At 45.1% G+C, this 15,082-nt stretch carries 14 protein-coding genes; 8 read left to right on the top strand and 6 right to left on the bottom strand.

The window, feature by feature from the left end; all coding sequences use genetic code 11:
• Window positions 1-111 precede the first annotated feature (111 nt).
• A complete protein-coding gene (locus AAAA73_RS01710) occupies window positions 112-1,620 on the top strand; it encodes an FAD-dependent oxidoreductase (protein ID WP_340596420.1) in 1,509 nt (502 codons plus the stop codon).
• A complete protein-coding gene (locus AAAA73_RS01705) occupies window positions 1,586-2,476 on the top strand; it encodes a DUF72 domain-containing protein (RefSeq protein WP_340596419.1) in 891 nt (296 codons plus the stop codon). The genes AAAA73_RS01710 and AAAA73_RS01705 overlap by 35 nt, the downstream gene beginning before the upstream one ends.
• Here the strand turns inward: AAAA73_RS01705 and AAAA73_RS01700 are convergent.
• Together AAAA73_RS01700 and AAAA73_RS01695 are read right to left on the bottom strand one after the other, a co-directional pair.
• Entirely contained in the window at window positions 2,471-3,028 is a 558-nt protein-coding gene (locus AAAA73_RS01700) for a flavin reductase family protein (RefSeq protein WP_340596418.1), read from the bottom strand. The genes AAAA73_RS01705 and AAAA73_RS01700 overlap by 6 nt on opposite strands.
• Before the next feature lie 9 nt (window positions 3,029-3,037).
• Window positions 3,038-3,388 (bottom strand): 4a-hydroxytetrahydrobiopterin dehydratase, encoded by a 351-nt coding sequence (locus tag AAAA73_RS01695; protein ID WP_340596417.1) that lies wholly within the window; start codon window positions 3,386-3,388, stop codon window positions 3,038-3,040.
• Between the two features lie 127 nt (window positions 3,389-3,515).
• Here AAAA73_RS01695 and AAAA73_RS01690 point away from each other — a divergent pair, with 127 nt between their 5' ends.
• Window positions 3,516-3,950: an MAPEG family protein gene (locus AAAA73_RS01690; protein ID WP_340596416.1), complete on the top strand. Its 435-nt coding sequence runs from the start codon at window positions 3,516-3,518 to the stop codon at window positions 3,948-3,950.
• Here the strand turns inward: AAAA73_RS01690 and AAAA73_RS01685 are convergent.
• Window positions 3,947-4,780, bottom strand: a complete 834-nt coding sequence (locus tag AAAA73_RS01685; RefSeq protein WP_340596415.1) for a flagellin N-terminal helical domain-containing protein — start codon at window positions 4,778-4,780, stop codon at window positions 3,947-3,949. The two genes, AAAA73_RS01690 and AAAA73_RS01685, sit on opposite strands and share 4 nt — an antisense overlap.
• Before the next feature lie 200 nt (window positions 4,781-4,980).
• Between AAAA73_RS01685 and AAAA73_RS01680 the strand changes: the two genes are divergently transcribed.
• From AAAA73_RS01680 to AAAA73_RS01665, 4 genes are all read left to right on the top strand, one after another.
• Window positions 4,981-7,038: a S9 family peptidase gene (locus tag AAAA73_RS01680; protein ID WP_340596414.1), complete on the top strand. Its 2,058-nt coding sequence runs from the start codon at window positions 4,981-4,983 to the stop codon at window positions 7,036-7,038.
• A gap of 181 nt (window positions 7,039-7,219) precedes the next feature.
• Entirely contained in the window at window positions 7,220-7,813 is a 594-nt protein-coding gene (locus AAAA73_RS01675; RefSeq protein WP_340596412.1) for a YceI family protein, read from the top strand.
• A gap of 115 nt (window positions 7,814-7,928) precedes the next feature.
• The gene (locus AAAA73_RS01670) at window positions 7,929-8,825 is read left to right on the top strand and encodes a hypothetical protein (protein ID WP_340596411.1); all 897 of its coding nucleotides are present in this window, start codon (window positions 7,929-7,931) and stop codon (window positions 8,823-8,825) included.
• A gap of 139 nt (window positions 8,826-8,964) precedes the next feature.
• A complete protein-coding gene (locus AAAA73_RS01665) occupies window positions 8,965-10,062 on the top strand; it encodes an OmpA family protein (RefSeq protein WP_340596410.1) in 1,098 nt (365 codons plus the stop codon).
• 57 nt (window positions 10,063-10,119) lie between these two features.
• Here AAAA73_RS01665 and AAAA73_RS01660 read toward each other — a convergent pair whose 3' ends face one another.
• The 3 genes from AAAA73_RS01660 to AAAA73_RS01650 all read right to left on the bottom strand — a co-directional run bounded on the left by AAAA73_RS01660 (window position 10,120) and on the right by AAAA73_RS01650 (window position 14,110).
• Window positions 10,120-11,847: an alpha/beta hydrolase family protein gene (locus tag AAAA73_RS01660; RefSeq protein WP_340596409.1), complete on the bottom strand. Its 1,728-nt coding sequence runs from the start codon at window positions 11,845-11,847 to the stop codon at window positions 10,120-10,122.
• 151 nt (window positions 11,848-11,998) lie between these two features.
• Window positions 11,999-12,694, bottom strand: a complete 696-nt coding sequence (locus tag AAAA73_RS01655; protein WP_340596408.1) for a FliG C-terminal domain-containing protein — start codon at window positions 12,692-12,694, stop codon at window positions 11,999-12,001.
• Window positions 12,695-12,964: 270 nt separating this feature from the next.
• Window positions 12,965-14,110, bottom strand: a complete 1,146-nt coding sequence (locus tag AAAA73_RS01650) for a hypothetical protein (RefSeq protein WP_340596407.1) — start codon at window positions 14,108-14,110, stop codon at window positions 12,965-12,967.
• 316 nt (window positions 14,111-14,426) lie between these two features.
• On the opposite strand from AAAA73_RS01650, the gene AAAA73_RS01645 reads away from it, so the two are divergent.
• Window positions 14,427-15,014, top strand: a complete 588-nt coding sequence (locus AAAA73_RS01645) for a hypothetical protein (protein ID WP_340596406.1) — start codon at window positions 14,427-14,429, stop codon at window positions 15,012-15,014.
• Window positions 15,015-15,082: the final 68 nt, after the last annotated feature.

Genomic DNA, 15,082 nt, shown 5'->3' with positions numbered 1-15,082 from the left:
CACCACAATGGAAAAATAAAGGGGATTTTTATTTCCTGCGAGGTTGCGACAATGCCCCTACCCCAGCAAAAAACACATTCTCTTTGGCAGACTGAATTCAACCTTCCACCGATGCCTCGTTTGGAGAATTCACTTCAAACGGATATTTGTGTCGTCGGAGGAGGAATCGCGGGCCTTTTGTGTGCCTATGAACTGCTACAGCGTGGAAGACGCGTTATTCTACTGGAAAGAGGCACTCTCTCCAAAAATGAGACGGGATACACCACCGCCCACCTCTCCGATGCTTTGGATGACGGTTTCTCACACCTGCTGGATATTCATGGTTTGGATAAGCTGCGTCTGTTCTACCGCAGCCATCGCGAAGGAATTGAACTATTTGAATCAATTATCAAAAATGAAAATATAGAATGTGATTTCCAGCGTGTGAATGGATATCTCTTTTCATCGCCTGACAAAGAGGCCTCCTATTTAGATCAGGAGCTGGAAGCTGCCACAAAAGCGGGCGTGAAAGGTGTCAAATTTTCCACGGATTTCAAAGAATCTTTCTTCGAGATGGGTCCGGCTCTGCAATTTCAAAATCAAGCACAAATTCATCCGCTGAAATTTATAAATGGATTGATAAAGGCCATCATCAAAAAAGGTGGTTTGATCTACGAAAACACCAATGCCATTTCATTTCACGAAACCCCTGAAACTTATGTCGAGACAGAAGGCGGATTTAAAATTGAATGCGACTCTATCATTCTTGCCACAAATGGTCCTACAACAACAAATAAAATATATCTAAAACAAGCAGCTTACCGCACCTACTGCATTGCGCTTAAAGTACGTCGGGACAGCATTCCCCATGCGCTCTTTTGGGACACATCGGATTCATACCACTACATGCGAGTCACTCAATCTTCAAAAGATTCAAATACCGACATTCTTATAGTTGGTGGCGAAGATCATCGCGTTGGCGAAGGGCATCCCGAAAAAGCATTTAAAAACCTATTAACGTGGACACAAGAAAGATTGGGCACACACATTTCCGATGTAGCCACAATGTGGTCTGGTCAACTTCTTGAACCAGTGGACGGAATGGCTTTTATTGGTAAGTCACCAGGACGAAATCATACTTATATAGTCACAGGTGACTCTGGCCATGGCTTTACCCATTCGGCGATTGCATCAAAAGTCATCGCTGATCAGATTGAAGGAAGTCACAATGAATACTCCGGGATCTACGATCCGAACCGGTTTACCCCCAAGGCTCTCAAGGATTATGTTACTCAGAACACAACCACCATCCAACATTATGCTGACTGGATACTTCCGCACGACGACATCGCATCACTACTTCCCGATGAAGGCTGTGTTGTAAATGACGGATTAAAGCGAGTTGCAGTCTACAAAGATAGAGATGGTAAACTCTTTAGAATGTCAGCCGTTTGCCCCCATTTAGCCGGAATCGTAAAGTGGAATTCTGCAGAAAAGACCTGGGACTGTCCCTGTCATGGCTCCCGCTTTGACCGATTCGGAAGCTGTCTTCATGCCCCAACCACCCATGATTTGCAGCCACTTGGCGATTCCTCAGGAGAATCAAATGATAAAGATAGGAATATCCGGTTGGGTTTATGAGCCTTGGCGAGGCGTGTTCTATCCAGCAGACTTGCCGGCCAGGAAGGAACTTTACTATGCCAGTCGCAAAGTATCCTCCATTGAAATAAATGGATCATTCTATGCCAATCAAAAGCCCAGCACGTATCTGCGCTGGCACTCGGAAACTCCCGAAGACTTCTGCTTTTCCGTCAAAGCATCCCGTTTTATCACGCATGTGTTGCGTTTAAAGAACTGTGAACGCGCACTGATCAACTTCTTCGGCTCTGGAATTTTAAACTTAAATGAAAAGCTTGGAGCCATTCTTTGGCAGCTGCCGCCAACTCTTAGATTTGCACCCGATGAATTTGAATCATTCCTAAGGCTGCTTCCGAAGACTCGCGCTCAGGCAACTGCACTCGCCGACAAATCAGAAAGGTATGGCAAACACTATTCGGACCTGATTCGCACCGACACTACAGGATTGCACCACGCGTTTGAAGTTCGCCATCACAGCTTCGAAAATCCGGAGTTCATCTCCCTGTTAAGGCAGTATAATTGCGGACTGGTATTTGCTGACACAGCCGGAAAATGGCCCTACATGGAAGACGTGACAGCTGACTTTATCTATCTTCGCCTGCATGGTGACGAGACCTTTTATAAAAATGGTTATGGCGAAGATTCCCTTAAGTGGTGGTCCTCAAGAATTCAGCTCTGGCACCTTGGTAAAGAACCCCAAGATGCCCTTAAGTTGACAGACGTGAACCCGCCCCGCAGGCCCCGCGATATTTTCATTTACTTTGATAACGACCTTAAGGTCAAAGCACCCTTTGATGCTGCAAAACTGCAAAATATAATTTCCGGTACTGGTTCATCAGAGAGTCATATTCAGCTATAGCATTTCCAGCTTGAACCTTCGGCGTTTGTCGACATGGGAGCCGGAAATCATAAACACCCCATCTCCGGTATAGTGGAACGTCTTGGGATATCGAGGTGATTTAGGAGCATGTGCTTTGACCACTTTGAAGATAAAGAAATTATACTTGTTTAGCATTTTTGAATCTATCAACTTGCACTCAAGATTCGCATAGCATTCTGCAATCATGGGTGCCGCAACTCGCTCTGCAGGGACTGCCGTTAATTTGAATTCAGAAAATTTGTCGATCTTTCCACCAGTACAATTTCCGATTCCTACGGCTTGGTCCATAAGATCCACAGTGGGGATATTGATCACGCATTCTTTGCTTTTCTTGATTAAATCAAAGCTGTGATTGCCAGCCGTGATCATGCAGCCAACGAGGGAGGGCGAGAATTCCAGAACAGTATACCATCCCATCGTCATTATATTTGTTTCACCCTTAAAGCAGGAGCTGACCAAAACGATAGGACCCGGCTCCAAAAAGCGACGGATTTTATCCACTGGAAAGTCATGCTTTCGGTACTTCTTCATGGAATCAATCTAGTGTGAGACCGGAACGAAGTTGTGACTTGCCACTGCATCAATTTTAGCAGCACAAATGAAGTCATTCTCGGAGACACCGCCCACGGAATGAGTATTCAACATGACAACACAACGATTGAAAGAAACCAGTAAATCCGGATGATGATTCTCTGAATTGGCAACAAATGCCACCGCATTCACAAACGCAATTGTTTGATAGTAGTCTTGAAAGGTGTAGGACTTAACGATGTGATTGTCCTCATACGCCCACCCCTTAAGAGCTGCGATATACGCGTCAATTTCAGTTCCAGAAAGGGCACTCTTCACCTTTTTACTCTTCTTCTTTAGAAGCTCAGCAGAATCGATCATCTCAGACCTCCTGACTTCTATTTTAGATTAAGAACGAGTAATAAATAAAGAAATGGCTCCGCTCTTTGTCTTGACACAAGCTTTTTCTCGAACAACGCTTTCACCTGTCAGCGAAAGGAACGTTACTATGTCATTGAACATTCAAATAGTTTTTCCCATGTGTGCGATGTTTCTGCTTACAGTGTGTGTACTCCTAAAAGTACTGATTGGGCGATACAGCGCAGTCCGCTCGGGCACCACCAGACTTAGCTTCTTTAAAACCTTCCAAGGGCAAGAACCGGAAGAGTCCGTTCAGGCTGTACGTCACTTTGCCAACCTGTTCGAGGCCCCTGTTCTGTTTTACATAGCTTGTTTGCTGGGAATGATACTACCGGTCCAAGGATTGCCCTTTGTGGTTTGCGCTTGGATGTATGTGATCGCTAGAACTTTGCACGCATTCATTCATCTTGGAAAAAACGATGTCCTGAAAAGAATGCGTGCTTATGTATTTGGTTGGTTGATGCTGATAGCGATGTGGCTTCTGATCGCAATCAAAGCCACAATCATTCTGACAACAACCTAGCCGATAAGTTTAAGGGCAAGTTGATTTGCAGTGTTAGCTTGCCCTAGCACCGAAGTTGCCGCCTGCAATAGAATATTATTGCGGGTCATTTCGCTGGAAGCTGCTGCCACATCAGTATCACGAATACGACTATTCGCTGCAGATAGATTTTCCTGCATAACACCCAAGTTATCCGCCGACGAAGTAAGTCTGTTTTGCAAAGCACCCATATAAGCTCGAGTGCCGTTGATGGAAACCTGCGCTTCATCCAATCGGGCCAATGCGTTTTGAGCGCCCTCTTTGGTATCATATGAAAGACCATCAAGACCCAAGGCATCCAGTGTTGCTGCCCCCTGCCCGGCTTCAAACGTAATGCGATCCAATTTGGGATCGTTGCCAATCCCCACCTGAAAATCAAAAGAAGGTGCGCTTCCGTCCAGGAGCTTGGTCGATCCCCAGGTCGTGGTTTTGGCAATACGCTGCATTTCTTCACGCAGTTGCAGGACCTCTTTATTAAGCATTCCCCGCTCTTTATCGCCAATTGTATCTGAACCCGCCTGGATACCCAGCTCACGCAGACGGATAATGATGTTACTGATTTCATTCAAACCGCCCTCGGCCGTTTGAATCATGGAGATGCCATCGTTGGCATTTCTTTGTGCTTGCGCAGCAGAACGAATCTGCGCCTTCATGTTCTCGGAGATCGCAAGGCCCGCGGCATCGTCGGCAGCCTTATTGATACGGCTTCCAGAAGCGAGCTTGGCCATGGAATCATTCATGATCCTTTGGCTTCCCACCAGATTGCGTTGAGCGTTAATAGCAGCAAGATTTGTGTTTATTCTCATTCCCATTGTCGTTCTCTCCGAGGGAACTGATCGGGAAACATCCTACTTACTTCACGAGACCATAGAATGAGTTTTTGCGGAATCTTCAAACTGGACCTTAAAGAAAAAAAGCAAATTCACAATCTCGTTTCATTAAGAACCAAAACGTGGACTTCCTCTACGAATCCAAGTTTAATAGACTCGCTTAACGTCATAAGGAAAGAACCATGAAATCCATCCCGGCACCCAAAGCCTCGAAGCATCCCCAAAAGTTTAAAAACCATAACGACATCCGCATTGATGACTACTTTTGGTTAAAAGACCGCGAACATCCAGAAACCATGCCTTATTTGCATGCCGAGAATAAACATTTTGATTCCCATATGAAGCCTTTGACGACCTTGAAGAACAAACTCTTCAAGGAAATGAAGTCCCGGATCAAAGAAAATGATTCCACCGTACCCGCTCCTGAGGGCAACTACCTGTATTATAGCAAATACAAAAAAGGTTTGCAGTATGCGATTCATGCCAGAAAGCCACGCAAAGGCGGCCGCGAAGAAGTTTATTTTGATGGCAACGTCATTGCCAAAGGCAAAAAGTATTTCATGCTGAACAGCCTTGAAATCGCCCCCAACGAAAATCTTCTGGCTTATGCTGTGGACTTCGATGGTTCGGAAAGATACACGATTCACTTTAAAGACCTGAAAAGCGGGAAAACGCTTTCAGATGCCATCACCAACACGCATGGGGAATGCGTTTGGGCAAATGACAATAAAACCTTGTTCTATGTGGAGCTGGATGCAAATCTTCGTCCCTTCCGTGTTCGTCGTCACATCCTGGGCGAAGATGCAAAAAAAGATGTGATTGTGTATGAGGAAAAGAACTCCGAGTTCTTTGTTCACGTTTACTCAACCAACACCAACGATTTCATTTACATTCATACCGGCGGCAAGGTCACAAACGAAGTCTGGTTCCTGCGTTCCTCCGATGCTCACGGCAAGTTCCAGTGCGTGGAGCCTCGTAAGGAAAAAATGCGCTATGAAGTTATGGATCGCGACGGAGAGTTCTGGATCCACACAGACTATAAAGCTGAAAACTATCAGATCATGAAAACATCGGCGGACAAACCAGGCAGAAAGAACTGGAAAACAGTTATAGCCGTGTCTGATAAGATCTACAAATCCGCAGCGGCACTATTTTCTGACTTTCTGGTTCTTGAGGAACGTCAAAATGGTCTGCCACAGATTCGCATCTATAACATTGAAAAGAAAAAGGACCATTTGATTTCCTTCGATGATGCTGCTTATGAAGTCAGTGTCGGCGGTGGGAATCGTGAGTTTAAAACGGATGTTGTGCGCTTGAGCTATTCATCCCCCATCACGCCTGATTCAGTGATTGAATACAATATGATCACCAGAAGATCCAAGACTCTGAAGACCCGTGAAGTTAAAGGTCACAAAAAATCAAACTACGTTTGCAAAAGAGTCTTTGTAAAATCCCATGACGGCGCAAAAGTGCCTCTGACCCTGGTTTATAAAAAAGGCTTTAAACAAAATGGCAAAGCTCCGGGTTATTTGTATGGCTACGGTTCCTACGGAGCCATCATCCCCGATGCCTTCCCTGCCCGACGCGATGTCTTCCGTTTGATCGACCGCGGCTTCGTCTATGCGCTGGCCCACCCCCGTGGTGGCTCGGAAATGGGGCGATCTTGGTATGAGAACGGAAAGTTCTTAAAAAAGAAAAACACCTTCCTGGATTTCAACGCCTGCGGAGACTACCTGATTAAAAACAAATGGGTCGCCAAGGACAAGCTTGCTGCCTGCGGAGGAAGCGCCGGGGGAATGCTCATGGGGGCTTGTATGAACATGCGTCCTGAACTGTATACAGCGATCGCCGCCCACGTGCCGTTTGTTGATGTGATCAACACCATGTTGGACAAAGATCTTCCCCTGACACAGATCGAATATAAAGAGTGGGGAAATCCCGCTGACAAAAAATACTATAACTACATGAAGAGCTACTCTCCCTATGACAACGTTTCCAAGCAATCGTATCCGCACCTTTTCGTCACTTGTGGTCTGAATGATCCGCGTGTGACTTACTGGGAGCCGGCGAAGTGGGTTGCCAAACTCAGAGAACTGAAAACCAACGACAATGCCTTGGTATTCAAAACAAACATGGGAGCAGGTCACTTCGGAGTTTCAGGGAGATTCGATCATCTTTGGGAACAAGCCGAAGAATATGCATTCATCCTCAACGCCTTCGGTCTAGCTAAAGCAAAATAGTCCTAAAGTATGGACTTACCTCAAGGGGTAAGTCCGTACTTTGAGGTGCAAATAATTTCCTTTTTCTTATTCCCGTTTCATCTTCGGATTTAAGTACTAATTTCTGCTCAAAACATTGCGATTCAACACAAATTACTGAATAGTTTAAGGGTTCGTTCATTTACATCAAGGAGAAGTAAAAATGATGAAATCTATGATCGCAGCTCTTGTTCTATTGGTTGGCTCTTCTGCATTCGCAGCAGACGTTTACAAAGTTGATACTAAAGCGAGCACAGTGGCCTGGAAGGCGACTAAAAAAGCCGGCTCAGCACACAACGGTGGCATTAATGTAAAAGACGGTTCTGTTACCGTGGATAAAAAAGGTGTTGTCACTGGCGGTCAATTCAACATCGACATGGCAACAATCTCCAATGAAGATTTGAAAAGCAGCCCTGACTACCAAAAGAAATTGGTTGATCACCTTTCCAATGCAGACTTCTTTGACGTAACAAAATTCCCAGTTTCAACTTTCAAAATCGTTAGCATCACTCCAAAAGCAAAAGATGAAGTGACTGTTAAAGGTGAACTGACAATGATTGGCAAAACAAACCCAATCGAGTTCCCAGCAAAAATCACTACCGACAAAGGCGTAATGACTGGCGAAGCAACAGTAAAAGTTGACCGTACAAAATGGGGCTTGAAATATGGTTCCGGTAACTTCTTCAAAGAACTTACTGCAGACAAAATCATCAACGATGAATTCGAGATGACTTTGAAACTAGTAGCTAAAAAATAGTTCATTTCATAAATAGCATGAACTCAAAAGGGCGTGTAATTCACGCCCTTTTGTTTTTCCAACTCTTAATACTTCTCCATTCGCACCGAAAAATATTCTTTGCTAGCGTTTGGCGATGAAAAAATTATTTATCTCTTCACTCATAGTCGCAACCCTTGCTTCCGCAAACACAATGGCCGTTCAAACAATCACTGACTCATTGGTGACGGATCTCCCCTGCAACAAGGTGACGATGAATGAAATTTACAAACGCATGTCTCCCCGTCAGTTCTCGTCGGACTTCCACCTTCCCACTACGAATTGGGAATATGATGTTAAAAGTGGTCTTTATCAACTTGGAGTGTGCTGGTCCCTCTCACGGGCACAACGTCTTTTCTTTTACCTGGGGCGATGGAATGCTCCTTCTGAATACTCACGCCCCCAAACGCTTCAAGTCCTTAACATGCTGCGGGGAAATCCCACTTATCCTGTCATGCAAAACCAGGAAGCCTACCCCCGAATGGATTTCGGAATTTTGTCAACTCTCATCCGCGGGGTCGGCGACCGTGATTTTAAATCCGAAATTGAAAAATACGAAACGGAGCGATTTCACAAGTTTGCCAAGAACTTAAAACTCATCATTGGCAATGGCAGTCGCAGCAAAAAGAACAATCTCGAATCCAGAAATCTTCTGGTGCAAAACCTGCAGAATAATAAATTCAGTCTCGTCGTCGTCAGAGCCAGTCGCGTGGCCCAACATGTGGTCCTTGCAAAAAGGTACACACGTGAATCCAATGGTGACGTGAAGTTTTGGGTTTACGATTCGAACCGCCCTGGCCACGATGCCTTACTTACTTATCGACAAGCTGACTCCCGGTTCTATGCGCCGGGGATTGTGACCGGGATAGTACCGATCAAAGACACCAATGATCCGGTTGGAGTATATATAGTGGATGAAAAAGAGCGAGACCCGGTTGAGGCCACCCTGGTCCGTCACTACAGCTCTTTGTGCAGTTCATTGAACCGCCGGTAATGAGACGTCCAGTATGTGTTTGTTCATGGGCAAACACACATCTGATTGATCACACAGATCCCCCTCGAATACGAAAAAAAATTGCTGAAAGGGCATTAGCGTTCATACTGAAGCTGCCATAAACAAGGAGACACTCTTTATGAAAAAACTCATCATCGCAGCACTAATCTGCACAGGATCTTGGGTGCAAGCCCAAGAAACGGATCAGTCAGCTACTTCAAGCACACTGCAATTCGGACGTGAAGCCACATCCGCCCCACCAAGAGGTTTATTACCTTTTATTGGATTGGGTGGTGGTTACACGGGTTACGATGCAGCTGAGATTCAAGATGTGGAAGGAACACCAGCTACCATCAAATTGCTTGGTTCCTGGTACCTTGAAAGTCCATGGGTCTTTGACCTGGGTTACGGTGTGAACAATCAACAGTTCATACATGATACTGCTCGAGATACTGCTAGTACCGATGGTGCTCTGGAAATCGCAGCCCGCTACCGCACCGAGGGTCGCTGGCAGTGGGGTGTGGTCGGAAATCAATTCTTTAACCAAGGTGTGAACTATGCATCCTCTCAAGGTGATGCCCAGTTCGTAGGCCTGCAAGGTTTGAAAGAATTTGATATGTCAGAGTCATGGCTGGGCCGTATCGGTCTTCGCGCCATGAGCGAAACATCAAATCAAGGTGACGTTGTTATGATGTACCTGGTGGACTTGCAAATGGGTTGGAATCCAAACGCCTACAGAACGTCCGTCAGATCCACAGCTGCAGACACTATGGTTGAAGATGAGTTCGTAGCAGTCGAAACGGCACGTCCGGTTGCTTCTGCGGAACCTTCTCAAATCTTGAATGACGTGGCTCTGTCCAGCCTTATCGCTGGCAACTCATCAATCAACTTCAACTCTTCGCAAGTTGCTCTGACAAATACGGATCAACGTAGAGTGGAAAGACTGGCGAAAGTTCTTGATGAAAACTCTGAGTTGTTCGAACGTGTGGAAGTTCGTGGATACACTGACTCCACTGGATCTTCAGCCATCAATGAACGTATCTCCCAACGTCGCGCCGACACAGTGGCAAGCGCATTGGAAAGATATGGTCTTGATTCCTCCAAAGTCGCAGCAGTCGGCAGAGGCTCTGAAGGCTCCGTTGGCGGCAGCAACAGAGAAGAACGTCGCGCAGAATTGCACTTCATCGGCGTAAAAGATGAAGACGCACTTCGCAGAGCTCTTTCCTCAGTAGAATAAGTATTAAGATTATAGAGATTGAAAATCAGTGCAGCTCTTAAAGGAGCTGCACTTTTTTTATTCAAACAAAGGACGCCAGCTTAGATTGAAACTGGATTTACTCGTGCCATTCAAGGGCTTACCGCCACTCACAAACTCAACCTTCGAATTAAACTGTCTGGTCAAGGCCTGAGCTTCCACGTCGTTCACTGGCATGCGGGCACCTAATGCTTTCAGACCTGAAACTGGAACCATTATTTTACGAGAGGTCACACATCCCGAGGATGAGTCACTGAATGGATTCTTGTAATAGCAGCTTTTATTTGCCACTGAATTGAACATCTTAAAGGTCACTGCTACCTGATCGGAGTTTGCTTCAAACTTCCAAGATTGCCCAATATGCTGATAGACATTGGGAATCTTATTGAATCCAAACTTCCAGGCCATCTCAGATCTTTTATAGAAATCCGAAAACTCCGGGCTGTGAATCATGACAAAGCTTCTTAAGACCATCGCCGCCAACTGATAACCATATGCCGCCGAGAAGGCACAGTGATTGCCATAACTCACATTAATGACACCGACATTGGCAGCCTTTTCATAATGCTCGTCAAATTCAAACACCTGGGTGTTCAATTTATTGCTAACGACGTTGTCATCCTTGGAACCGAAAACCATTAGCGGAGTTTGCAACTTATGCGGAATGTTCCAAAAGTTATTGTTGAAAAAGAATTCCGTTTGCGACGTGCTCGCGACGCCACGTCTTTGCATGGAAGTGACTGCCATTTCCCCCAGATAGGAAGGCATGTGCTTTCTGCCTGGCAAGCGCTCTTCCGCCACCATATCCGGGATGTCGGTCAGATGCTTTCTTGCCGCACGAAGTTGGGCACGAGACATCATGTTAAATACCGGTCCGACCAAATTATCATTATATAGATTTTCAAGGGTCGGCTTTAAAGACACTACAGGACAAATCGCTGTCGCTGAGTTAAATACCTTATGACCATTGAATGTTGGGTAAATATCGTTGAATGCAGCCCCATAAACCGCGGCATTTCCACCAAGACTCATCCCCATCAAGTGCATGCTGGAGATACGGTCTTTGTGCTCCCATTGCTCACGCAACCACTTGCCGGCAAGAAGAGACTCATAGCCTTCACTCCACCCACCCAGGGAAAAGTGCCCATTGATTTTCAAATAGTCCAAACCAGTTTGGTTCGCCAACAACACCACATTATAAGGAGTGAGATCAAACAGCTGGATCATGAAGGTTTTCATGAACGCGTTTTGATCCGCCCCACAGAAAACTCCGCATTTCATTATCACCAAAGGACGCGGACGAGGGTCCTGCTTAAGTCCCACGATCGCAGGAACAATGACTCCATTCGATAATGGAATTTTGATCGTTTTGACCTGTGGATGCTTTAGAAACTTGTAGTCATCCAATGCCATTTTGGCCAGACTCAACAATCCCTTTGGGGATTTATGAGCCAACTCACTCTGACAGGTTTGAATATATTGTTTAACTAACTTTGCGTATTCATGAGGACTGCGTTGTGCTGACAGCAGCTTGTCCTCAAAAAACTTGGGATCACAACCAGGCGCAATGTCCTTGTTGTTCTCTGCTTTCGGAACCTTATCAAAAACACCCATGACCGAAACCGAATTCGGATCCAGGGCCTTTGTCAGTTCCAACAAGAAATCAGAATCATTCTGTTCCTCGTTGATTATCGAGACTTGCGCCAGGGCTTCAGTGCCCAACACGACGAAAGATAATGCGATAATTGCGGTTCTAAGAAAAACCATTTAGTACACCTCACGTGCTTCAAATGGCTTATCGGACTTAAGGCAACTGGATTAATGGCAGTTCCCTGTTTGTCTAATTGGTTGACGAAAACAGGAAACCTGTGGAGTTAATACTCAAATTGAAGCCCGACGAACGTCGGGCTTGGTTCAACTAAGCGATCTTTTTAATCTGCGCGAGTTTGTCTTTCAAAACAGTGTTCTCATGCTTCAAGGCATTTACCTCTGAAGATAATTGATTCACCTTGCGTTTCAAAAACTCAGCTTCTTGATTCACACCTGCAGAAGGTGCACCATCTGATTCGCCAACGATATTTGGCTTTGCATCTTTTTTTGCTGCATCAGTCAGCGGAGCAGATCCAATATTGAATGACGTTATATTCAGTATCTCTTCGATATTTTCTGGAATATGAAGTTCCGGATCCACTTTCTCAAGGCGAATGATCCCCTGGCCAATAAAACCACGCACCTCAGTCAGCATTTTAGAGACACAAGTTCCCTTTTCTGCAGGCGTTGGAGCTGCCTCGGCCATCAGATCCGTGATCTTTCTTTTAGAGATCGGAGGCAAGCAGCTAAGCAAGGTATCAACTTGCTCCTGCGGATTGCCATGAAGAGCATATGCTAATGTAGTCGGCTGCACGCGAGAGAAGATTTCGACCAAGTACTGGCCTTCCCAACTATAAACTCTGGCAATTGTCAGAATTCTTTTGCGAAGTGCTTCTTCCCAAACCGGGTTCTCACCTGCAATTAGAGTTAGAAATTGCTCTCTTTTAGCTGTTGGTGATGTTTCCAACAACTGTAGCAATTGATAAAAGCCGCCCTTTTTTTTGTATCTATCTAGCATTCCCATATTTGTTATATCGGATACCACTTTCAAGACTAAAGGACTAAGACCACGTAATTTGGTCTAGGGTCATACATTTTCAGGATCTTGAAAGCGTCCTCACCTTCCGCAACCCCTCTATTGTCTAAAACATTTTCGCTAAATTAAACTTTTATTCGCGAGCGTCTCATGACAATTCAATTTTCCATACAAAACGTTTCAAAATGAAAAAGGCAAAGCTTGTTGAGCTTTGCCTTTAAAATTTATTCCAATTTTAGTTTCGAATTACGGGTCGTTCTACAATCCGCACTTGTAAGACAAGCTGACTGAAGTGCCCGAAGCAAGAGTCTGACTTAGGGTCAGGATATTTCCCGAAACAGAGTGAGCCACATTTGTTCCACCTACTTTTGCCGTCAAGTCTTCAGGGTTTGAACAGTTCAGCAGGATATTTTTAATTTTGGCTTGAATGGACGTTTGGATCGTACCCAGCTGACCTGTGTAATCAGAAGAGCAAATATCCGCAGCAACACCCCATGGACGGCTGACATTCGTGAATGAAAGATAAGCTGAACCAATAGAGCCTGGGAATAAGCCTTTTGTATCCTGGTTTGGAGTATCACCTAATACCTGCGCATTTTGTTGAGCCAGGCAGCTTGTATCCTTCACAACGATCGCGTGAATGGAAAGTGAGCTGTACTTGATGTCGCCCAAATATGATTGAACAGATTTCGGCAATGATGCCGGTTGATCCAAGCTTGCCAATGGATATGTGCCATCAGAGTACTTGCCACTTCTTTCATCTTCATCAGACAAAAAGATAATGGACAAGTGAGCATCGGAACGAATGAAGCTGCTTGGATTTTTCTGAACCACCATATTCGCCGCGTAAATACCGCGCTCATCACCCGAAGGGCAATTAGCGTTATAGGCATTCACATAGGCTTGAGTATTGATGGAACCAAATCCGTTGTTTCTAAGATAGTTCGCTACAAAGTTTTCGCAGTTTTTAGTTTCAGTTCTTTGAATAGCAGCATTGAACAAAGACAATCTGTTGGCATTGGTCGGAGTTACATATTTAGATCCATCACCAAACGAAACCAACTGACCACTCATAGAGTGGGCACCACCACTGATATCAGTCGTGGTAATCGCAATACGATAATCAACTTTTGCAGAATCCAGATTTTGAATGAAGCTGGCAAAGCGCGGAGCCAGTCTCTTTTGCTCGAAAGACATTGAGGCTGAGTTGTCGTTCACAATCAGGATGTCGACTTTTCCAGAGCCCGCAGTGACTTGATAGGTGTAAGCCAATTTATTGTTTTGAACGACACAATCCGTGTCGGCATTACATACAGCACTACTCACTCCGAACTTAACCGGGGAGCATCCCACGTAGAATCCAGCAACAAATGCTAGCGCTGTTAATTTAGTAAGTGTTTTCATAGGCACACCTCTCTCACCTGGATATATCCAATCTCAGTGCCAGAATTGAGCATCACCACTAAATATATGAAATTATGCGCTATTTAAGGTTTCACCAGATTCCATTCAAAGCATCCAGAGCGTCGATATCTTTGACAGAAGCCCCATTAGGGCGCCCTTTCACGTGCAATTTCAGCAATTTAGCGTCTCGAAGGAGCCTAGCCCGAAGGAGCGATTTTGGGCTCCTTGCCAAAAGGACTTTGAGCCCATCCAATTTCTTTCCAATAATATAGAGGCAGTTCCCAATATCGAAGGAATCCCTGGCGAAGGAAGCATTATGATCTACAAACTGATTGGCACCCTAGTGATACTTGCAGCCGGCGTTCTGGCATTTTTAATCGTTCAAGACAACCCCAGTGCAAATTTCATCAAAGTAGTATCCAAATCCCAAGAGGCCTGCATCCAACTCACTCCTGCACAGCAGTTAGTAAAGTTGATTAATGATGATATTGACGGTCTAAAGCGCACCAACCAATTGCCCAAAGAGTGGAACTCCATCGCAACTATAGAATACCTGGTAAGATCTGATCTTGCGCGCACCCTACTAGGCAGCGAAAAACTCTCTCTTCAAAGAGTGAAAGAAGGAAACTACTATTTAGAAGTCGAAGTTCTGGATCTACCTGACGAAAAAGATCCCGGAATCATCCTGCAAATGAGCCTGAAGGAAATTAAGAGCAAGAATAAGATCTATGAAATTGGTCGAACGTACTTAATGAGCACGCTCAACAGACAAACAATTCCAGCAGAAAACCCAAAGCAGCAGCAACAGCAAACAAACCAAGCGACGCCATCACCAACGGCAAACACAGTACCTGCTCAGCCTCAAACTCCGGCTCCGACACCAACTGCTGCTGAGAAAAAATAGCGTCAAATGCCTACTGCAGTTCACTCAAAAACTGCAGTCATCACCAAATAAACTAATTATTGTTTTCA

The sequence above is a fragment of the Bdellovibrio sp. GT3 genome, from assembly GCF_037996765.1.
Classification (GTDB): Bacteria; Bdellovibrionota; Bdellovibrionia; order Bdellovibrionales; family Bdellovibrionaceae; genus Bdellovibrio.
The sequence above is the reverse complement of the archived record's forward strand: the minus strand, read 5'-3'. Positions and strand labels throughout refer to the sequence as shown.